The 18327-nt window shown below is 49.4% G+C and carries 7 protein-coding genes; 2 read left to right on the top strand and 5 right to left on the bottom strand.

Features of this window, described 5'->3' with window-relative positions:
- Positions 1–258: 258 nt before the first annotated feature.
- On the top strand, positions 259–1743 hold the full coding sequence (locus ACN0YR_RS15745; protein WP_417850200.1) for a methyltransferase: 1485 nt from the start codon (positions 259–261) through the stop codon (positions 1741–1743).
- A gap of 156 nt (positions 1744–1899) precedes the next feature.
- Here the strand turns inward: ACN0YR_RS15745 and ACN0YR_RS15740 are convergent, their stop codons facing one another.
- The 3 genes from ACN0YR_RS15740 to ACN0YR_RS15730 all read right to left on the bottom strand — a co-directional run bounded on the left by ACN0YR_RS15740 (position 1900) and on the right by ACN0YR_RS15730 (position 5946).
- Entirely contained in the window at positions 1900–3207 is a 1308-nt protein-coding gene (locus ACN0YR_RS15740; RefSeq protein ID WP_417850199.1) for an alkaline phosphatase family protein, read from the bottom strand.
- A gap of 140 nt (positions 3208–3347) precedes the next feature.
- Positions 3348–3995: a tRNA (guanosine(46)-N7)-methyltransferase TrmB gene (gene trmB, locus ACN0YR_RS15735; RefSeq protein ID WP_417850198.1), complete on the bottom strand. Its 648-nt coding sequence runs from the start codon at positions 3993–3995 to the stop codon at positions 3348–3350.
- A gap of 472 nt (positions 3996–4467) precedes the next feature.
- Complete coding sequence (locus ACN0YR_RS15730) at positions 4468–5946, bottom strand: SGNH/GDSL hydrolase family protein (protein WP_417850197.1); 1479 nt, start codon at positions 5944–5946, stop codon at positions 4468–4470.
- 185 nt (positions 5947–6131) lie between these two features.
- Here ACN0YR_RS15730 and ACN0YR_RS15725 point away from each other — a divergent pair, with 185 nt between their 5' ends.
- Positions 6132–7421, top strand: a complete 1290-nt coding sequence (locus ACN0YR_RS15725) for a Gfo/Idh/MocA family protein (RefSeq protein WP_417850196.1) — start codon at positions 6132–6134, stop codon at positions 7419–7421.
- A 164-nt stretch (positions 7422–7585) separates the two neighbouring features.
- On the opposite strand, the gene ACN0YR_RS15720 is transcribed toward ACN0YR_RS15725, so the two are convergent.
- Positions 7586–17491: a VIT domain-containing protein gene (locus ACN0YR_RS15720; RefSeq protein ID WP_417850195.1), complete on the bottom strand. Its 9906-nt coding sequence runs from the start codon at positions 17489–17491 to the stop codon at positions 7586–7588.
- The gene (locus ACN0YR_RS15715) at positions 17492–18115 is read right to left on the bottom strand and encodes an RNA polymerase sigma factor (RefSeq protein ID WP_417850194.1); all 624 of its coding nucleotides are present in this window, start codon (positions 18113–18115) and stop codon (positions 17492–17494) included.
- Positions 18116–18327: the final 212 nt, after the last annotated feature.

Below are 18327 nucleotides of genomic sequence, written 5' to 3'. Positions count from 1 at the left end.
CTATTCCTGGCAACAAATCGCCAGACTTGCCCCAAACGCTCTCCGGAGACATGCTCCTGATGGATCTTGCGGCAGTCCAGCAGGAAACGAGACGTCCAATCGCTCGCTTCACACCTTACAATACTGGAGATCGGACACATTGAGAAGCCAGAGTTCAGATTTGCCCCCCTTGACTCTCTTCTCCCCCGACAGAGTAGGCAGAACAGGTCCTCTTTTTGCTATGCTGCGGACTCAATTCAGACCGAATGAGTGAATAAAATGTTGAGACTGACATACGACGACAACGGATCAACACATCAGGATATCACCCTGCAAATCGGTGACTTCCTGAGCGTCAGCGATTCGTATTACTTTCTTCTGGAAATGGACGAAGAGCTTCCTGCGGCGGTTCGTGTCCGCACGTGTCTATCACAGATGCTCACTGCCTGGGCCACTGAAATTTCCGAAGCGACAGAAACGACGTATTTACTCGCTGAACTCCATGATGAATTCAGCCGCTGGATTCGATGCGTGCCGCTCAACGACGGCTTCGAGGTTCAACTTGGCTGGTCGACCGAGGCAGGCCACGATCTCAATTCGCTTCGTGATGCAACACGAACTTCGCCGCCGGCAGACTGGCAAGAGTGCTCCGGTTCTGAACCTGTAATTCAAACGCGGCAAGAAATTCTGCGCTTCGGCGGAAGCATGGAATCTCTTCATGTTCAGACGGAACCTTTGTTTGATCCAACACCTATTTTCGAGCACTTTCGAGGTGCATACGGAACACAACTTCTGACTGCCGCTGTTGCCCACTTCAATCTGTTCGAAAAACTTGCCACAAGTCCCGATCTTTTTCTCCCAGTGGGACAACTCAGGCAAGAACTGGGATTAGAGCAGCGCCCGTTTACGGTTCTGATGACTGCGATCAAAGCGATGGGTTTACTGGTTCAAGATGGGGATCGAATCGGTGCGACACCCTTGGCAGCCGAGCATCTTCTTCAAAATCGAGAGTTTGAAGTCACGAATTATATTGGTCTGGCCGCCACTTCTCCTGATGTTCTGGGAATGGTGGAACGTCTGAAAACGAACATACCTTACGGGCTTGATGTGAATGAAAATGGAGCTGCATTTATCTACCGAAACGGAATGCCCTCAGCGATGGAAGAGTCTGAACTTGCCAGACACTTTACACTTTCTCTGGCAGGTCGAGCCAAAAACGTCGCTCCAGTTCTCGCAGATCGTTTTCGCATTCCCGATGCAAAAATCCTTCTCGACATTGGCGGCGGAAGTGGAATTTATTCCATCGCCTATCTGGCAAGAAATCATCACTTGAAAGCGATTGTCATCGATCGCCCCGAAGTTCTGACAATCGCTGCTGAATTCGCGGAACAATGCGGGGTTGCTGGTCGCCTTGAACTTCGCGAAGGAGACATGTTTACAGATGACTTCCCGGAAGCGGACGTGATGCTTCTTTCAAATGTTCTTCACGATTGGGATGTTCCGGAATGTGAGGAGTTGATCGCAAAGTGTGTGAATCGACTTCCTCCTCAAGGCCGACTCCTCATTCATGACGTCTTCCTGAACGATGAGCACACTGGACCACTTCCCATCGCTCTATACTCGGCAGCTCTTTTCTCACTCACAGAAGGCCGAGCTTACAGCGTTGCGGAATACACAAGCTGGATGACCAAGTACGGTCTGAATGTCAGCGGCCCCATCGAAACACTCGTTCATTGCGGCGTGCTTTGTGGCTTGAAGCGTTAACCAAAAAAGTTGTGCGACCGCACTTATCAAGTACGATCGCACAAATTGTGATTCACATTTTCCTTACCCAGGCACTTTCGTGTTTCCTGTGCCCATGAAGAACACTCTTCACCAGCGAATCAGATCTATGTGGACAGGGCAAGGATTGCAGAGGTTTCAAGAACTGAACTCAACTCCGAAATCCTTGAGCACAAGCGGCGTGACATCCGTATCCTGGTAGCTCTCTTCATCCAAACCTTTTGACGAGATCAGGATGCCAGTTGAACCGGGATACCCGTGTGATCCTTTGACCAGGGTTGCATCCAGCGGTGTCGACTTACTGGGCATGTCGATAAACATTTCAACGGGGTCGAAGCCCGGCTTGCGGTGAATATCAACTGTTCTTGCATAGGTCGGGGCTTTCTCGTCATCCAGCCACCAGTAGTATGCAAACCATGCTTCCTTCTTCGAGATCAATACAACTTCTCCCGAACGTGGATGGTCCAGTTTGTATTTGTCTCGTTCCGCTCCAACCAAGACTTCATCAACCAGCGGATGATTTCTAAACAGTTCCGCGACGCGCTGAATGTCTTCTTCATCCTTGACGAACACATGAGCCAGTTGATGGTCAACCATCGCCCATGCCTGTGATTCTCCCGGGACAAGTTGCTCACGACCATCGTCGTCAGCGAGTTGTAACAGACCAGCTTCACGCAGCACCCGGTTCGGGTAGGCAACGTCATTCACTTCAGTAATGACATATTCACTCGCGATCAACCAGTGAATGTCATCCATCTTGGAATTTTCAATTCCATCAATCAGTCGGCCAAGTGAAGCGTCAATATCAACGACCGCTTGAAGCGCCTCTGGGCTGTCTGGTCCCAACTTCTGGGCAGCGTAATCAAGATGTGTGACATAAATGTAGAAAAAATCAGGCGCGAACTCATTCGCCGCTTTGATTGCAGAGTCAATAATCCAATCCGAACTTTTAATATTTGCAATCGGCCCCCAAAAATTCATCAATGGGAAATGTCCGAGTTCGTCGCGGAGTTCTCCATACAGTTTCTCTGGAACTGTGTAACACCAGAGCGATTCTGATCCATCCGGATTATGAATCGGTGCGGGAGTGCAAATGTAATCCGCCCCAGCCCCTTTGGAGTGCATCGGAAACCAAACCGCCGATTTGATCTCTGGATTGGCCTGATGCAGCAGATCCCAAATTTGGGGAGCTTCAATACATTCATTCCAGGCGGTCCACAGTTCGAATTCTCCTTTATCGCGATAGTAAAACCCATTGGCGATCACTCCGTGAACATCTGGACCTACTCCAGTCGTCAAGTTCGCCTGAACGGGACAAGTCACGCAGGGGAAAGAAGCTGTCAACGGTTTCACAGCGCCAGCATCAGCGATTTTCTTCAGATTCGGCATCCGCTCGAGATCTTGCTGACGCAAACCTGGGATAGAAACGAGTACTGTGGAGGGCATAGAATTTTCAGGAGTTAGGAATAGGATCTGGGAAGCAGGTTTTTACAACTTCACACTCTGTGGAATCACGCACTGTCGATTCACAATGCATGGACTGTTCACGCTGTGTGGATCGTTGCATTTCCGATCTGATCACCTCGTCAGGCAATTGGTTTTCTTTGCCATTTTCCTCGGTGAATAGGAAGGCCGAGCTTACGTTTTTTTCTTTCGTAGCTGGTCTGGTAATCCATATCGTGATCTGGGTCGCGTTCTTCCGGGGTCGGGAGCGTTTCAAAATCTTCATGATGATTCATTAACGCAGAGATGACTCCGAAATACTCTTCAACATCGGTCCAGGAATGCAACAAACCTCCCGGGACGAGCAGATTCGAGCATAAGTTCACGAACACATCATTGAACACGCGGCGACTGCGATGCTTTCGCTTCCACCACGGATCGGGAAAGTAGACATGGATCGCATCAACTGAATGCGGTTCGATCATTTTTGTAAACGGAACATTCGCATCGCCGCCGATCACGCAGGCGTTCGTCAAGTTGCGTCGCTTCAATCTTGCAGCTCCACGCCGACCTTCGCGGAAATCGATTTCAATCCCCAGAAAATTTCGCTCGGGGTGCATCTCGGAGGCTGTCACGACAAACAGCCCCCGTCCGCAACCGACATCGATCTCGACGGGATTGTCGTTACCGAAAAAAGTCGGCCAGTCGAGTTTGCCGTCATACTCCTCGAACAGATCGTCCATCGCGAGGAAAAACGGCTTCAGGTTAGTCGGTGGAGGATTCGTTTGCATGCTGATGAGAGGTTCGTAGTCGGGTCGTCAAAATTCGGAGTATAGCGAAGCAAGAGGGGGGTTTCATCTCAGCGATTGTGAGGAAAGCGAGGAATTGTCCCGGAATCGTTTCTCTATTTGCCGAGAGAAATGACTCCCTGACGAATTCAATCCCACACTCACGAAGCAGGTCGCCGATTGTGGAGACCAGTCAGGGAAAAAGGATCGAAACTCACTTGATTCCTCTTCTCCATGTCCCGCTTACCGCTGCACGCAAGAGAATTCTCGCTCAAAAACTCGCTCAGAAATGTTCCTCCTCTATAAACATCGCGGAACTCAGATTTAGTCATATGTCTGCGATGTCAGCTTTGAGAAATTTGATTCAGGACAATCTTTCAGCAACCCATCAACAGCAGCTGATTCACCGGAAACGACGACAGAAGTTTCGCTGCAAAAGATTCGTTGCCGAAGAGATGCAAAGTCTCATCGCCCGTTACTTTTTAAATTTGTGTGGAAAACGTTTTTCCACGGGTATTCCGTCCGCATCGCCCTGCGTCCATTTTTTCAAAGCGGACAACATTCTCTGACCGCGATGGAAATACGTTCGAGGAAGTGCGTCAAAATGCTCGCTGAAACTTTCCTGACAGGCGACATCCCAATCTGCATTCAATTGGACATAGCCTTGCTGATGGAGCCAGTGCCCGATCGCAAGGGCAATTTGCTGATGGCCTTCAAAATTTGGATGAACATGGTCAACGAACAAATTGTGGCCAACATTCCCCGTTTTCGTTTTCTTTTGCAACATTTCGTTAAGGTCAATCAAGGGAACATCTTCTTTCTCAGCAAGTTCATCGAGCGCAGATTCCAGCGCAGTTGTCATTCTCAGAGGACAAACATCAAGGTCTCTCGCTGCGATGTAGGCAGATTTTGCTTCTTCAGTCCGATACTGCACGTCAAGACACGATCCGAGTTCATACCAGTTTGTCGCAGCGGCCGGATCAATGCGGCAAATTTCTCTCCAAATGTCTGTCGCCCGATTCATATCAGATGAATACAAACGTCGAGCGGCAATTTTCATCTCTTCGACATTGGAGATTTCCTCCTTTGTCAGCAAGGCTGATTCCGACTTAAAGGGAGGCGTCCCACTGAGATTCGAAGGTGGCTTGAGCAAAAGGATCGGAACGTTGTTCGCCTGAGCAAGATGTATCATGCGGAGAACATTTGATTCAAAATGAACCGCAACTCCATGGCTCCATTCTTCGTCACGATGAAAGGCTGCGATCCCGTTTTTATAGTCGAGAGTTGCATCGGCTTCCGTTTGTAAAATCGTTTTCCCGTCCGAATGAGAACACATCATGCTCGATGCAAGTTGAACAGTTCTCGTCGATGTTAAGAAATGTGCTGGCTTTTCAATCCATGCCGGGACTTGTTTGAGATGCTTATAAGTACGATCTTCCAGAAATTCATTGTGTCCTGTGCAAAGAATAATGAGGTCAGGCTCGTAGCGAAGTGTCTCTTCCAAGATTGGGACAAGGCGATAGCTGGCGTAGGAAATGCCTCCGCAGTTAACAACTTCCCAATTTGTCTCAGGATCTGCCTGCTCAAGTCCGATCCTCAACCATGTCGTGAAAGAAGTTTCAATCGAATAGGGACGTCCCTGAACCGTTGACCCTCCGAGGCAGAAAATTCGAAATGTTTTTTCTGATTTCCTGGCTGGGAATTCTTCATGAGCAAAAAAACTTGTTCGCTGTGGCGAAAGAACAAACCGGCTGCCATCCTCATTCAATTCGAATAACGGAACAATGCTGGCAAATCCGACAAACGGATCTTCAGTTTCAGAGCTCTTTCCTATGTTAAAAAGAGTAAGTACCAACTCAATAACAAGGAATGGAGAGAGGGCAAGCGCGACAGTTAAGCAGCGAAATGCCCATCTCCTGCGACGATTCGGTTTGTCTAGAAGGGTCGATTCCATCAGGAAATTGTAATATGAATTCGTTCAGACCTGTACCGATTGGCTTCTCAATTCTTCCGCCACTATAATAATTTGAACTGATCCGAGTGCCTAAATTCACCTCTTAAACTCTGAGGATACCCTATTACCGCTTTGGTTGTCGGAGAGGTTCTAATACGTTTCGAAAATTACTTCAGGAGTCGAGAATGACGAAAATTAGTCGACGTGCATTACTTGGATCGACCGCAGCTGCGACCGTTGCGTATGCGACCGGACCACTCTTCGCACAGAAAGGAGAGTTACCCTCACAAAAAGTTCGTGTGGGGGTCATGGGATTGAGTCGTGGACGTTCATTGGCAGTTTCCGCTGCTCGTTTGCCCGGTGTCGATGTCGCTTACGTGTGTGACGTGGACTCCTCAAGAGCAGGATCTGCTGTCGCTCAACTTGAAAAAGATACGGGACAATCGCCGGAGCCGATCACCGATTACCGCAGAATGCTCGATGATAAAGATCTCGACATCGTGGTCTGTGCAGCACCGAACCACTGGCACGCCCCAGCGACAATCTTGGCCTGCAATGCTGGCAAGCATGTTTACTGTGAAAAGCCAGCCAGCCACAATCCGTGGGAAGGTGAGATGATGATCAAGGCGGCTCGGCATAATGACCGCGCCGTTCAGTTGGGTACGCAACGTCGAACCAGCACTGGTTACATCGATGCTATCGCAAAAATCCATGAGGGTATCATCGGGAATGTGTACTGTGCCCGCTCATGGTACAACAACATTCGCGAGGGAATGGGAATCGGACACCCGGCTGAAGTACCTGGAAACCTCGATTACGAGCTCTGGCAGGGACCAGCTCCTCGTATGCCTTATTACGACAACCGAATCCATTACAACTGGCACTGGTTGTGGCACTGGGGTAACGGAGAACTTGGCAACAACGGGATTCACTCCCTTGATGTCTGTCGCTGGGGCCTGCAGGTTGAATTCCCCAAAACGGTTGTCTCATCAGGTGGTCGATATGCGTATGAAGACGATCAACAAACGCCTGATACGAATATCGCTACTTACGAATTTGCGGAAGGAAAACAGATTTCCTGGCAAGGCCGAAGTTGCAACCGTCACAAAGATTCCTCAGCTTTTGTTTCATTCTACGGAGACAAGGGAGCCTGTGAGATCGACGCGAACGGCAACTACAAATTCTTCGACCGAAACGACAAACTTTTCGACGAAGAGAAAAAATCGACCTATGCAAACGAGCCGCACATTCAAAACCTTGTTGATGCAGTCCGCTCTGGCGAGCATCTCAATTTGAATGCCGAAATCGAGATTGGACATCGCAGTACACTTCTGTGCCACCTCGGTAACATTGCCTATCGAACGCAGTCCATGCTGACCTGCGATACTGAGAATGGACGCATTCTCGAAAACGAAGATGCAATGAAACTGTGGAAACGTGAGTACGAACCTGGTTGGGAACCGAAAGTCGGTTAACACTTTGAACTGACACTTTTAAGCGTCAGTCCCAAACAGGGATCTCGATCCCAATGCAACTCCTGGAGTCAAAATGGCTCCAGGAGTTTTTTTGTTCGCAGTAAGACAATGTTCAGCAAACTCACCTGACCAGAATGTCTGAGTGTTTCAGCTCAGAGGAAAGATCACTGCTGCGATTTGATTCGCCGATCGAGCTCACGAGTTTGATTGTTGACGTCATTGAATCTTGCGGGCCATTCGACACGTTGAAGTTTGTGAAGCGTAGCCTTTGCATCTGTCCACTTCCTGGCTTGAACCTGGGCATTTCCCAGTCCGAGCAGACCTGTCGGTTCGAGTTTGCGAAGTTCTGCAACACGCTCCCAGTGTGAAATGGCGGATTCCCACTGTGATTGCGTTTCGCGAAATTTCGCCAACTCTTGATGAGATTCTGCTTCATTCGGTGCCGACTCCACGATCGAAGTCGCCGCCCGCTCTGCCAGCTCAGAATCTTCTTTGGCGCGATTGGCAAGTTCCACATACAACTGAAGATTGTGTCGATCAAAATCGATCTGTGCGAGCAGTTGCTTGATTGCCCCTTGCGAGTCATTCAACTTATCGAAGCTGTTCAACAGTCCCTGGTGTACCTCACGATCATAAGGTGAGAGTTCTAGTGCAAGTTGATACTGTTCGATGGCAGCTTTGTATTTCTGCTCATTAAAGAATCGCATCCCGATTGCCTTCCGGATGATCGGACTGTCTTCCCCGGTTTGCTTGGCGTTTGCGTCAATCACTTGAATGTAATCACTGATATCCCTGGCACTCGCGATAACAGCATTCAAGTTGTCGAGAGCATACTGGCGCTGGTCGTGGTGGGCTCCCCAACTGACAATGGCTGCTGCTGCCGCATCAATCGCTTTCTCGGTGTTGCCTGCGCGTCCATAGGCGACTCCAAGCTCTGAGTAGTACTGAGAAAGAATCCCTCCGCCGATTCCACGATTCTGAGCAGTTCGTTGATGCAAGTTGATGGCTTCTTCTAAATAGCCAATCCCCTCCTGCAGACGTCCAATTTCGACACAAACTCGCGCAAACTGAATGATGTTGGCCTCGGACCACAAATTGTCGGTGTGAAACAATGCATCCGTTTCCGTTAACAGAGCTTGAACCTTGTCCGCTTTTTCTGTGTAGTAATATGACCGCAGAAGTAAGACACGCAAACTCATGTCACGAGGAGAAATTTCGATGAGCTCCGTGAGCAACGGAATCGATTTCAGATACATCTTCTGCGCGTGTAAGAATCGAACCAGCGTGCGTGTTCCGCTGTCGTCAAGAAGTCCCCGTTCCTTGGCATCCATCAAAATGTCAATTGCTCTCGAATGACGACTCAATCCCTGATCGAGATAGTTCGCAACATAGAAAATTATCCTTGGGGAGTCGGCTCTTTCTTCGAGAACTGTTTCTGCCACACGTTGGAAATCTTCAGCCTTCTCCGGCCAGAAATAGGAATAGTTGTCGTGATAAAATTCCTGGTTCCGAACTTGCAAACTCAGCAGTTCATCGCGGAGCTCTTCGACGATAATCAGCAATAACCGACCTTCGAGTTGATTGAGTCTGGTTTTGTCGGTTGCCTGATCATTCGCGGCATTGTGGCGGTACTGCGCTAGCTGACTCGCATGATTCACCCACTGATTCTGGGAACTGTAGCGAAATCGAACGGGATACTCTTCGTATCGATCGATTACGAAGTTCAGCGCTTCGAGTGGACTGACGCGAGAGTTAAGAATTGAAGCAAAATGACTGATGAGACTACTGTAGTAATCTTGTTGCGGTTGGATAATCTCGGGGAATGTTTGACTTGTAAACTTCAGGAACTGCCCTTGTTCATCCATTGGACCTTTTGTTTGATCTTCAAGTACGTAGTTGAACAAATTCCCAATCTGCATCAAGACGTTGTATCTTTGATTGTCGTTTTGAGTCGTTGACTGCTCGACAAGCCTTGAAATTAAATTTTCGAAGAGCGTCGCTCCTTCGCCCAGAGAAACGCGAGCGTCATGCCGAAAAGCCTGTTCATAAAGACTGTTCAAGTGTTGCTCATAGGTCCATTGCTGAGACTCGTTCTGCAGAGCATCGCGATGCTTAAGCACATACTTCTCAGCTTTCGCGTAGGCAGCTCGCCGTTGAAGGAAGGATGAATAAGTCGTCACGAGATCGCGAGATGCATAAGGAATCAACCCACTATGTGGCTCAGCAAATTCATCGAGTGCGATCTCAATCAGACGAATCGCCTCATCGTGTCTTCGGTAGGAATTCAACAACGCAGCACGCGCCACCGCGATCCGGACTCGTTCTGTTGATCCTGCTTTTGCACTCTCATGGAGCTGTTTGAGTTGACTAAGCTGAACGTCAACAAGTGGTTGTAACACCACTGCATCTCTGGAATTCGTCAGTCCTCCTAATTGCTGAAGAAACTGTGCGTAACGTAATGGTTCTCCTTCCTGCCAGTCTTTTTTGAACGCTCGATTCAGAGCAGCAACCGCTTTCTGAGCATGTGGCCCCGGCTCGTTGAGAACTTGCGAAGATTTGACTTCGATCATCGCTTCAATGAGATCAAGAGCACGCAGATCGAGAACAAGCGACCTTTCGTTTGGATCAGCTCCACGGGGAACTTCTCCAGCGTTTAAACGATCGCGCAACTTCTCAACATGCTCCAGCATTTTATCAGCCGTCGCTTCTTTACGAACTTCCCTGAGGATGGTGTTTTGAAATTGCTGCAGCGCGTTGTAAGTCATCGATTGAGTGCGACCGAGCATCCCCTCCGGGACTTGTTCGAAGACCCTGAAGTCACTCGTCGCAGTATATAAATTGCGGATCATTGAATAATGATTTCCCGGCTGGCTGGTTTTCTCGAAGAGTGCTTTCAGTATCAGAAATGAGTTTTCATCAAGTTCATGTGGTCCATTCCCGCTACGAATCTGTCTGGCTTGTTGATTGAGGACATTCGCCAGGTTCCATTCGCTCTGCTCAAAGAGCACCTTCAAGCGACTTGCCTCGTGGTCCTCTTTCCGATCGAGAACAAGTTGCCAGTTCGCAAGTGACTTGTAGTCGTCGCTGGTCAATTCCTTCTTGTCTTGTATCGTCTCGAAGATTTTAATTGCCTCTTCAAGCTCTCCCTGTTCGGCAAGTAACAACGCCAACCCACGTTGCCAGGAGGTGTTCCACTCGTCCGTGTCGATCCACGTTCGCAATTGTTTTCGCAATTCGTCTGGGCGATCGAACAGGATCAACAGCTTGTACTTCAATGATTTCCAGGGCTTCGAGAGATCTTCTTTCTGGTAAATTTCGCCCTCTTTCCCAAAGCTTTTCTGCAACGTTTCCGTATCTTCCGTGGTTTGCTGAATCGCCTTGTCGACGTAATCCAGAATCCGCTCGATTTCCTGCTTCTTTGCGTCTTTACGTGCAGCGAGATTGATGACCGTCATGAGGGCTCGTTCTCGAACGCGTTCGTTCAGTAATTTTTGAAACAACTCCTCGATTGTCAGTTCTGTTTCCAAATCGATCGCAACCGGTTCATCACCGAGGAGTTCCCAACATTCTTTTATTGATTGCTGTCGATTTTGTTCCAACTCGATATCAAGACGAATTCGTTCGAGTTGAAGCCACGGCAATAACTCGGGATGTGAGTCGTCGATTTGTTCTGATGTTTTAACTAACCGCTCAGCCAGTCCTCCACGGGCTGACTCGACAATCGCCGCTTGCTTCTCGGTCAACTCAGTCCGTGTCAATTCATCCGACTTACCTTCGTCCTGTAACTTGACGACGCTAGCGGTCACGCGGTTTTGTAACATCTTGTCGATGAGCTGATACAACTTTGGTGCAAGGTCTGAAGCCCTCTGACTTGGACTCTCAGATTCAGAAAGACTCAACCAGAGGTCGAACGCTTCGCTTTCAATCCCTTCTGACCAAACCTGAGACAGCAGAACATTGAAGAGTTGTTCGCGGTAATTTCTCCGATAAGCTTCAGGCCCTTCTTCGACGAGACGCCGCAAAAATGGAAGATGTTCTGGCGTCAAGTATGATCCGTAGACAGGAACCAGCAACTGTGAGAGTTGATGTTGCCGCAAAGACTCTTCTTCTTGCTCCCAGCGTTTCAGGAGTTGATCAGCAATGATCTTCCATTCTTTCTCGGTGACCTGACGGATTTCCATCGCATCTCCTTCACCGATCAGCAACCGTCCTCTCTTGAGCGTCTCAAGATAAAAGGAAAGCCGTTCATACGGGAGTGAGCCCGTCTCGTCGAGAAGCCAATTCAAAATCGAACCGCGTAACCGATCACCTTCATCGGACTGAACGAAATTGTTATTGCTCACGATGTTCCGAGCGATCTGGAGCCGTTCATCATTTTGAACGCAAACAATCGCGGTCTTGAACAGTTCCGGCAACCATTTGCGATCCATCCCGTTGTAACGATTCAAGTTGTGGCCATTTCCGAAAGCAAATTGAATCGCCGCATCTACTTTTGCCAAAGCAACAACATCCAGCTCAGCTGGTTGCTGAGCGAGTTGTAACCAGGCGGTAGCGAGATTTTCAGCCTCAGTCATTTGATCATTCATGACCAAGGCTGAGAGCAATCGTGAAAAGACTCGCGATGAATCGGTCTCCTTCTTCAACCAGTCCTGAAGAAAAGTGAGCAACTCTTTGTACTCAGAATTCCCTTCCAGCATTTCCGCATACCGATCACGAAGGCGCGTCAATTCATTGTGACGCCAATGATTTTCAAGGCTCAATTGTTGCAAGAAGAATTTCTTCGCCGCATCTCGCCTTTGATGCAGGGCGAGTGTTGAACCGTAGCCGATTTGCACAGAGACATTCCCCGGATACTTCTGAGTCATCTCTTTTTGTAATTGCAAATTCTCCTCGGTTTTCCCGAGAGCATTCAAGACTTGAACCCAGCGATTCTCCCAATCCAACTGTGCGACTTCGGTGTCTGCCTGTCGATCATAAATCGGCTTGAGTTTTTCCACGACAGGAGCATATTCCGGCCAGCCAATGATGGAGTAAACCGACGAAAGCAAGTGCGTTGCCAGGAACAGATCTCCACGCTGCGAGACGGGATTTCCTTTGCCTGTCCCATCGACAAATGTGTCAACGCGTTTGACAATTTTCTGTCGCGCATCTTCTTTTCTCCCCGCTGCCAATTCTACGGCGATGCGAACATATTGCATCCCGGGCTTCTCTGTTGCCAAAGCTTCCATTTTTCGAAGCTGCTCGAATGCATCTTTCCAAGATCCGAAGTGGCTATAACGCACTAACATGACAAGATGATCACCGACCGTAGCATCACCTTCGCGAACTGCTTTTCGGGCTACGTCCAGTTCAGGCAGAGGGAGCGTAAGGATCAGTGATTCGTTTTGTTTGGAGAGTTGCTGTTCCCATTGAGCAGAGAAATCTTGCGGTGTGAGCTCGCGAATTTTTTGCGTGACAACAAAGCTCGGATTCTCCTGTCGTTGAGCGGTAATCGTGGTCACCTTCGTCGGCCACCAGCGATTCAGGACAGCGACAAAATCTTCGTAGAGAACTGTCGATGTCACTTTGTCACTTGTCAGCCTTTCCTGTTTAGTGATCACTCGCCGTTGCGTGTCGATTTCAAAACGGAATCCAGAAGCTTGCGTCGGGGATTTCAGAATCAGAACCGAATGCCCCTCGTCAACTTTATCAATCGTCGCGACATAGGTACTCATCGATTCGTGAAGAGAGTTCAACGAATGCCCCTGTAGATTCAATGGATTTGGATTCGTTTCGTCCTCAATCAAATCTCGAACTTGTCCGAGCAGAAAAGATTCCGAGTAGACGCCCCGATGTTCCTCATCACGCCAGTTGACAATCGAATTCTGACCCTGCGAATGATCAACAGTCACCCATTTTGACGGCGACCAGACTTCCGTTCGCTGATGACTCGGGACAAGACGACCAAAGTCGTCACTCCAGGCAGTCACTTCACGCTGAATGAGAATGCCACCATCGCGAATCGCTTCGAGCTCATCTTTCACAAGCAAGCTTTTCGCAAGCTCGATTGCCTCAGGAGACCATAGGTTTTCTTTGGGACTTGCGAGTTCGCTTTGCGGGGCTGGCATCACCAATGCAGGAAAGAGTTGATTCACCCAAACCAAAGAGTCGGAGACTGAGGAGGAAGTTCGGAATCCCCAAGCCGACTTGTCTCCAGATCTCCTCAAGGATGTCTTAAGGCTTGGTAGACGGCTGAAAAGCTCTCCGCTGACACTTATTGATTCATTTCTTTGTCGATCTCGAAGGGCAGTGTCCCAATCCTTGAGTTGGGACCTTGAACCTCCCAAAAAACCTTCCGCACCGGGGAACGGACCGTTGTTTGTGCTATAGATAGAACTGAATGCCGACTCAACCAAGGGATTACGCTGCTGCTCCTGATAAGCCCCGAATGGATGCAGGCTTTCACCTTCATCTTCCAAAGACACGCCGCTGAAATCGAAACCGAGCGTAGACAACCCTGGTCGACCTCCAAAGCCGCCCCTCTGATTGAAGGGCTCGCCAAGCATTTGTCTTTTGTCTGCATCGAACCCCCTTCGATATTCCTTGGTCGCCTGGACGTCTCCAAACCACAAGTTGACATCCCGAGACTCACCGTCTTGTCCACCTCGCCCAAGTTGAACGTAGAATGAGAATGTATCCGGTTGCATTCCTGATGCGGGATAATACTGGACGTCGTCACCAAGGGAATAACGCCCTGCTCTCCCAGAGAAATTCAATGATGTGTCATCTGAAATAATGGGGGCTTCTTCTTCACCAATAATAATTCCTGGAGTCACACCCAGTTGCAATTTCTCTTTGGCGACTCGGCTTCTACGAGCAGCAAAATCATTGACTGATTGAAAGACTTTGGGATCTCTCCCCATCCCGGCGATCTCTCCCAGAATTTGACGTCGCAGTCCTAACCTCCAGTTACCTGCGTTTTGCATCTGCTGTTGCTTGAGCTCATAGTTTGCATTGCTGCGACCATCTGCGAAGAATTGCTCGCCGTCACGCATCCCAAATCGTCGTTTGACACCAAACCGTTCGCGGTCTGCGTCACTCTCTAAAACGAGCAGCGACGTATACGGCGTGATAATGTGGAACTCTTCAGAAAGAGCGATGATCTGATCTTGAATCTTCTGATTCGATCCCTGCTGCATTAGCTGATCAAGATGCCCACGTGCCCAGAGACGGGGGATGAATGAATTTCCGCTCTCCGCTTCTGACAGGTTCACGTGGGCGACATACCTCACAGGCTTCCCCTCCAACATTCCGGTGACGACAACCTTTCCAGTCTGATTTTCACCAGTCGGTCGGTATCGTCCGACAAGAATCTGCTGCGTCCCAACCGGAATGTTTGGAAGTTCTTCAGGATAAACTGCAGCGACCTCGATTCCCTGAAACTCAACCTGCACATTCTTCAGCCCGGGACTGGTGATTTCTTTCAGCAGATTCAAAGCTGTCAGCTGAGGTGTGATCTCGCCGGAAATCTGCCGCATCGAACCTTTTCCAAGCGAGGCAATCCCCTTCAAAACAACGGATTCAGAAATCGAACCGACACTAACCGCGTGAAAACCGGGAGCAACTCCGGATTGCGTGCGAGCTTGTTCAAAACGTCGTTTAAGACGGTTCACAAATGCAGCCGGATCGCTGTGCGACGTGGTGACAATTCCATCACCGATGTAGATCACCTGCGTCTTCGGAGTGGCCTTTTCCATGACGGCAGCAAAGGCCTGGTCTAAGTCCGTCCAGCCAAGCGAAGCTCGATTCTCAAGAACTTCGCGAATTGCTGCGATCCTCTTTTCCGTTGGTGCAGAGAATTCCTCGATGAGCCAGTCTGTCGAAACGTCCGTTGTCGCAACAGCGACACGGTCATCATCGCTGAGCGAACCGAGCAAGGTGGCCACGAACTCTTGCTGAGCCTTTCGCATTGACGAGTCCATCGACCCGGAGGTGTCACAAAGCAGGATGAGTTCCAGCGGGGAGCCATCCGAAACAGTTTGTCGCTGCCACTCTCCAGATTGTCCTGGAGGCATTAATTCGAAGAGAAAATATCCATCGTCCCCTCGCTGATGCGGAATCAACACGACATCATTCTCTCGCTGACTGACATCACAAACGACTTCAAAATCTTTCGTCGGCGAATACTCCTGCGCCACGAACTCCAATTCCGCTGAGTGGTTCGTCATCTGCGTGCGGCAAGTGTGCGTCGGTGACTCAACAGCACTGAGCGGAATTGTGGAATTTATCAGGCAACGAATGTTCAACTCTCGCAGAGGATTTGTCTGCAGCATTTCACTTTTGAGGCCGTAACTGTATCGAAAGCGATTTCCCTGAAGCGGAAGAACCTGCGTGTAAACAATTTTCACCCGCTTCTCAGAATGGGGTTCAATCGGGAAGACACGCGCTTTAAAGATGTTTCCACCCGTCCATTCCAGCAGCCCGGGATCTCGTTTTTCACGAAGAATGGTTTCGTAGATTTCACGGGCACGTTGCTTTTCGACGATGTCAGCTTCGACCAGTTCACCGCCAATCCACATTCCGAAGCCGCTGATCGAAGCGTCTTGTGGAAGTGGGAAATGAAACTGCCCTTCCATGCGTGAATCAGTATGATTGACAAAAGTTTCCTCAATCGTCGTACGGGCGATTTGATCACGTATCTCAATGGTCACGTGATGTTCGCCGACCGTAAGGGGAGTTGCTCGACCGTCGATCTCGACGATCAGAGAACCAATCGAATCTTTCGATGAGGACCCGTCGTACCCCTTCAGCCACGTCGGTTTATTCATGACCTCTGAAAGCTGCCGCTCGTTATCGATGCGGACTATTTGGCTTCCCGGTTTTTGAATCACCTGAGAATCGTCACCAAGTCCTCGCAGCAGGAAATCATTGGGAGCAGATTTCGATCGAGTCACTTGAACCGTACCGGAATGCAGACGCACTTCATCGGCTGAAATCACTTCCACTAAAGAGTGAGGACCAGCGATCAGTTTGATCCCCGACACGAGTTCGAGTGTCACCGCGTTCGCTCCATGCGCATCGGTACGAACCCAGTCTCCTACCTGGATCAAGACCTGTCCCGTGATCGGTGTCCAGCGTTTGGCGCCTGTTGGGCGAAGAGTCACGATCCCCTGCGAATCACTCACTTTCCCAATCCGGTCTGTCTCTGCCAGTTTCACAGGGACGCGGAATTTGGCTTCATCAATCGGAATATTGCGGGCGATCAGCGAGAGTTCTGCCAGCGGTGGTCCGGTCCTCCGAGCCCCTTTCGGACGAGCTGTAATCGCCAGCAACTCACTTGTTTTCTGATTGACATAAAAATTCAGCCGCAACTGTTGATCGCCTGTTTTGACTAATTCACGAAAGACAAGACAGTCAACACCCGAGTAATTCGTCACACCATCAGCAGTTGCTTCAAGAAATTCATTTTGTGTGTTCGATTGAATCCCCAGCAGCGCAACCAGGTCAATATTCCCGGACTGAGATGTCCACGGGTTTTGAATCGGATCGGCAACGTTCGCTTCTCCAGAGTCAGTGTCGCTCACTTCCCAGAGCTTAGACCCTCTTGCGATTTGATATTTCTGTGGAGAAACTTCCCAGCGGACGATCCCGGAATTTTTCACCCAGACATCAGACGATGCCCCATCACGAGTCACTTGCAACTGAAGCGTTTCGGCATCCTTAAGCTTTGCCAGCACATCCCCAAGCTTCAACGTCGATGCCTGTGTGTTTGGAACAATCACAAACCAGCAGACAGAAAGAACAAGAGCCAAGGCGGTGACGAGTGCGGACGTTTTCATCGGATGACTCGTTTTCTGGTAAGGATCGATTGGAGAGATGGTCACACTGGGAGATTCAGAATCAGATGATCCACCAACGTTCGCAGTTGAAGATTCTTGAATGGCTGACATTGATTCAAATTCTTGAATGGTCAATTCTCGAATCCGTTCAAGCAGATCGTGATCCGGTTCGGCCACATCAAACTTCTGAGGATGGAGGAGTTCCTCGAAGTCACTTTCGTCGTTGAGTGAAAAGGAAGGTTTGTCGGTCATCTACTCTGGACCTCCATCATTGAGCCGTTCAAAGACAGTGCGAAATTCTGCTCGTGCACGCCGTAGTTTCGAACGTATTGAATCGGATGTTCCCCCAAGATGATGTTGAATTTCATCGATCGTCAGTCGATCCATGTACTTTGAAGTCAGCAAAAATGCGTACTCGGTCGACAACTCTGAAAGTGCTGCCCGAACGACCTCTGCCTGTTCCAGGTCTTCGAGTATTTGAACTGGAGCAGTCGTTTTATCTTGTTCCTGCTGACCACTTCGAATGCGTCGCTGAACATCTCCTCGAGATATCTTCTGATTTCGAGAACGCTTGCGGAACCAGGCAAAGCTCTGGCGATGAGCAATTCCGGTCAACCAGGCCCACAGTGAGCCTTTTGTTTCATCGAATGTTCTGGCCCCGCGTGCGGCAGCCAGAAAGCTCTCTTGGACGACCTCAGCGACGGATTCAGCGTCATTTCCGATGATTCTGGAGACGTATTTCCAAAGGCTTTCGCTGTACTCGTCGTACAATTGCCCCCACGCAAGTCGCTCACCGTTCCGAAGACCTTCGATGATCTCGGAAGATGTCGCGTCATGCGTTGTGAGCGTCAGATTGTGATTGGGAGGATCGGTCAAAGTGCCATCTAGTCAATTTCCGGGGTGGCTGATCGATTGTTCTCTGCTATCGAATTGACCAATAGACGCAGGAATGTGTCACAGAATTCCAGAGATTTCCCGAATGAATGTCCACTCCACCGATAAAACAGCCCCTGTCAGAGCAATTGTCCGCCAGCCTTCGTCTCTCAAAAGTCCCTCCCGATTGCTGACCAGAGAATCGAGGAGTCAAG

This window comes from Thalassoglobus sp., from assembly GCF_048270125.1.
GTDB lineage: Bacteria > Planctomycetota > Planctomycetia > Planctomycetales > Planctomycetaceae > Thalassoglobus.
This window is presented reverse-complemented; position numbering and strand designations above follow the sequence as displayed.

Excerpts from the sequence above, each read along its gene's own strand:
- ACN0YR_RS15725 (WP_417850196.1), top strand. The coding sequence starts at position 6,132 with ATGACGAAAATTAGTCGACGTGCATTACTTGGATCGACCGCAGCTGCG.
- ACN0YR_RS15720 (WP_417850195.1), bottom strand. The coding sequence starts at position 17,491 with ATGACCGACAAACCTTCCTTTTCACTCAACGACGAAAGTGACTTCGAG.
- trmB (WP_417850198.1), bottom strand. The coding sequence starts at position 3,995 with ATGCAAACGAATCCTCCACCGACTAACCTGAAGCCGTTTTTCCTCGCG.
- ACN0YR_RS15740 (WP_417850199.1), bottom strand. The coding sequence starts at position 3,207 with ATGCCCTCCACAGTACTCGTTTCTATCCCAGGTTTGCGTCAGCAAGAT.
- ACN0YR_RS15730 (WP_417850197.1), bottom strand. The coding sequence starts at position 5,946 with ATGGAATCGACCCTTCTAGACAAACCGAATCGTCGCAGGAGATGGGCA.
- ACN0YR_RS15745 (WP_417850200.1), top strand. The coding sequence starts at position 259 with ATGTTGAGACTGACATACGACGACAACGGATCAACACATCAGGATATC.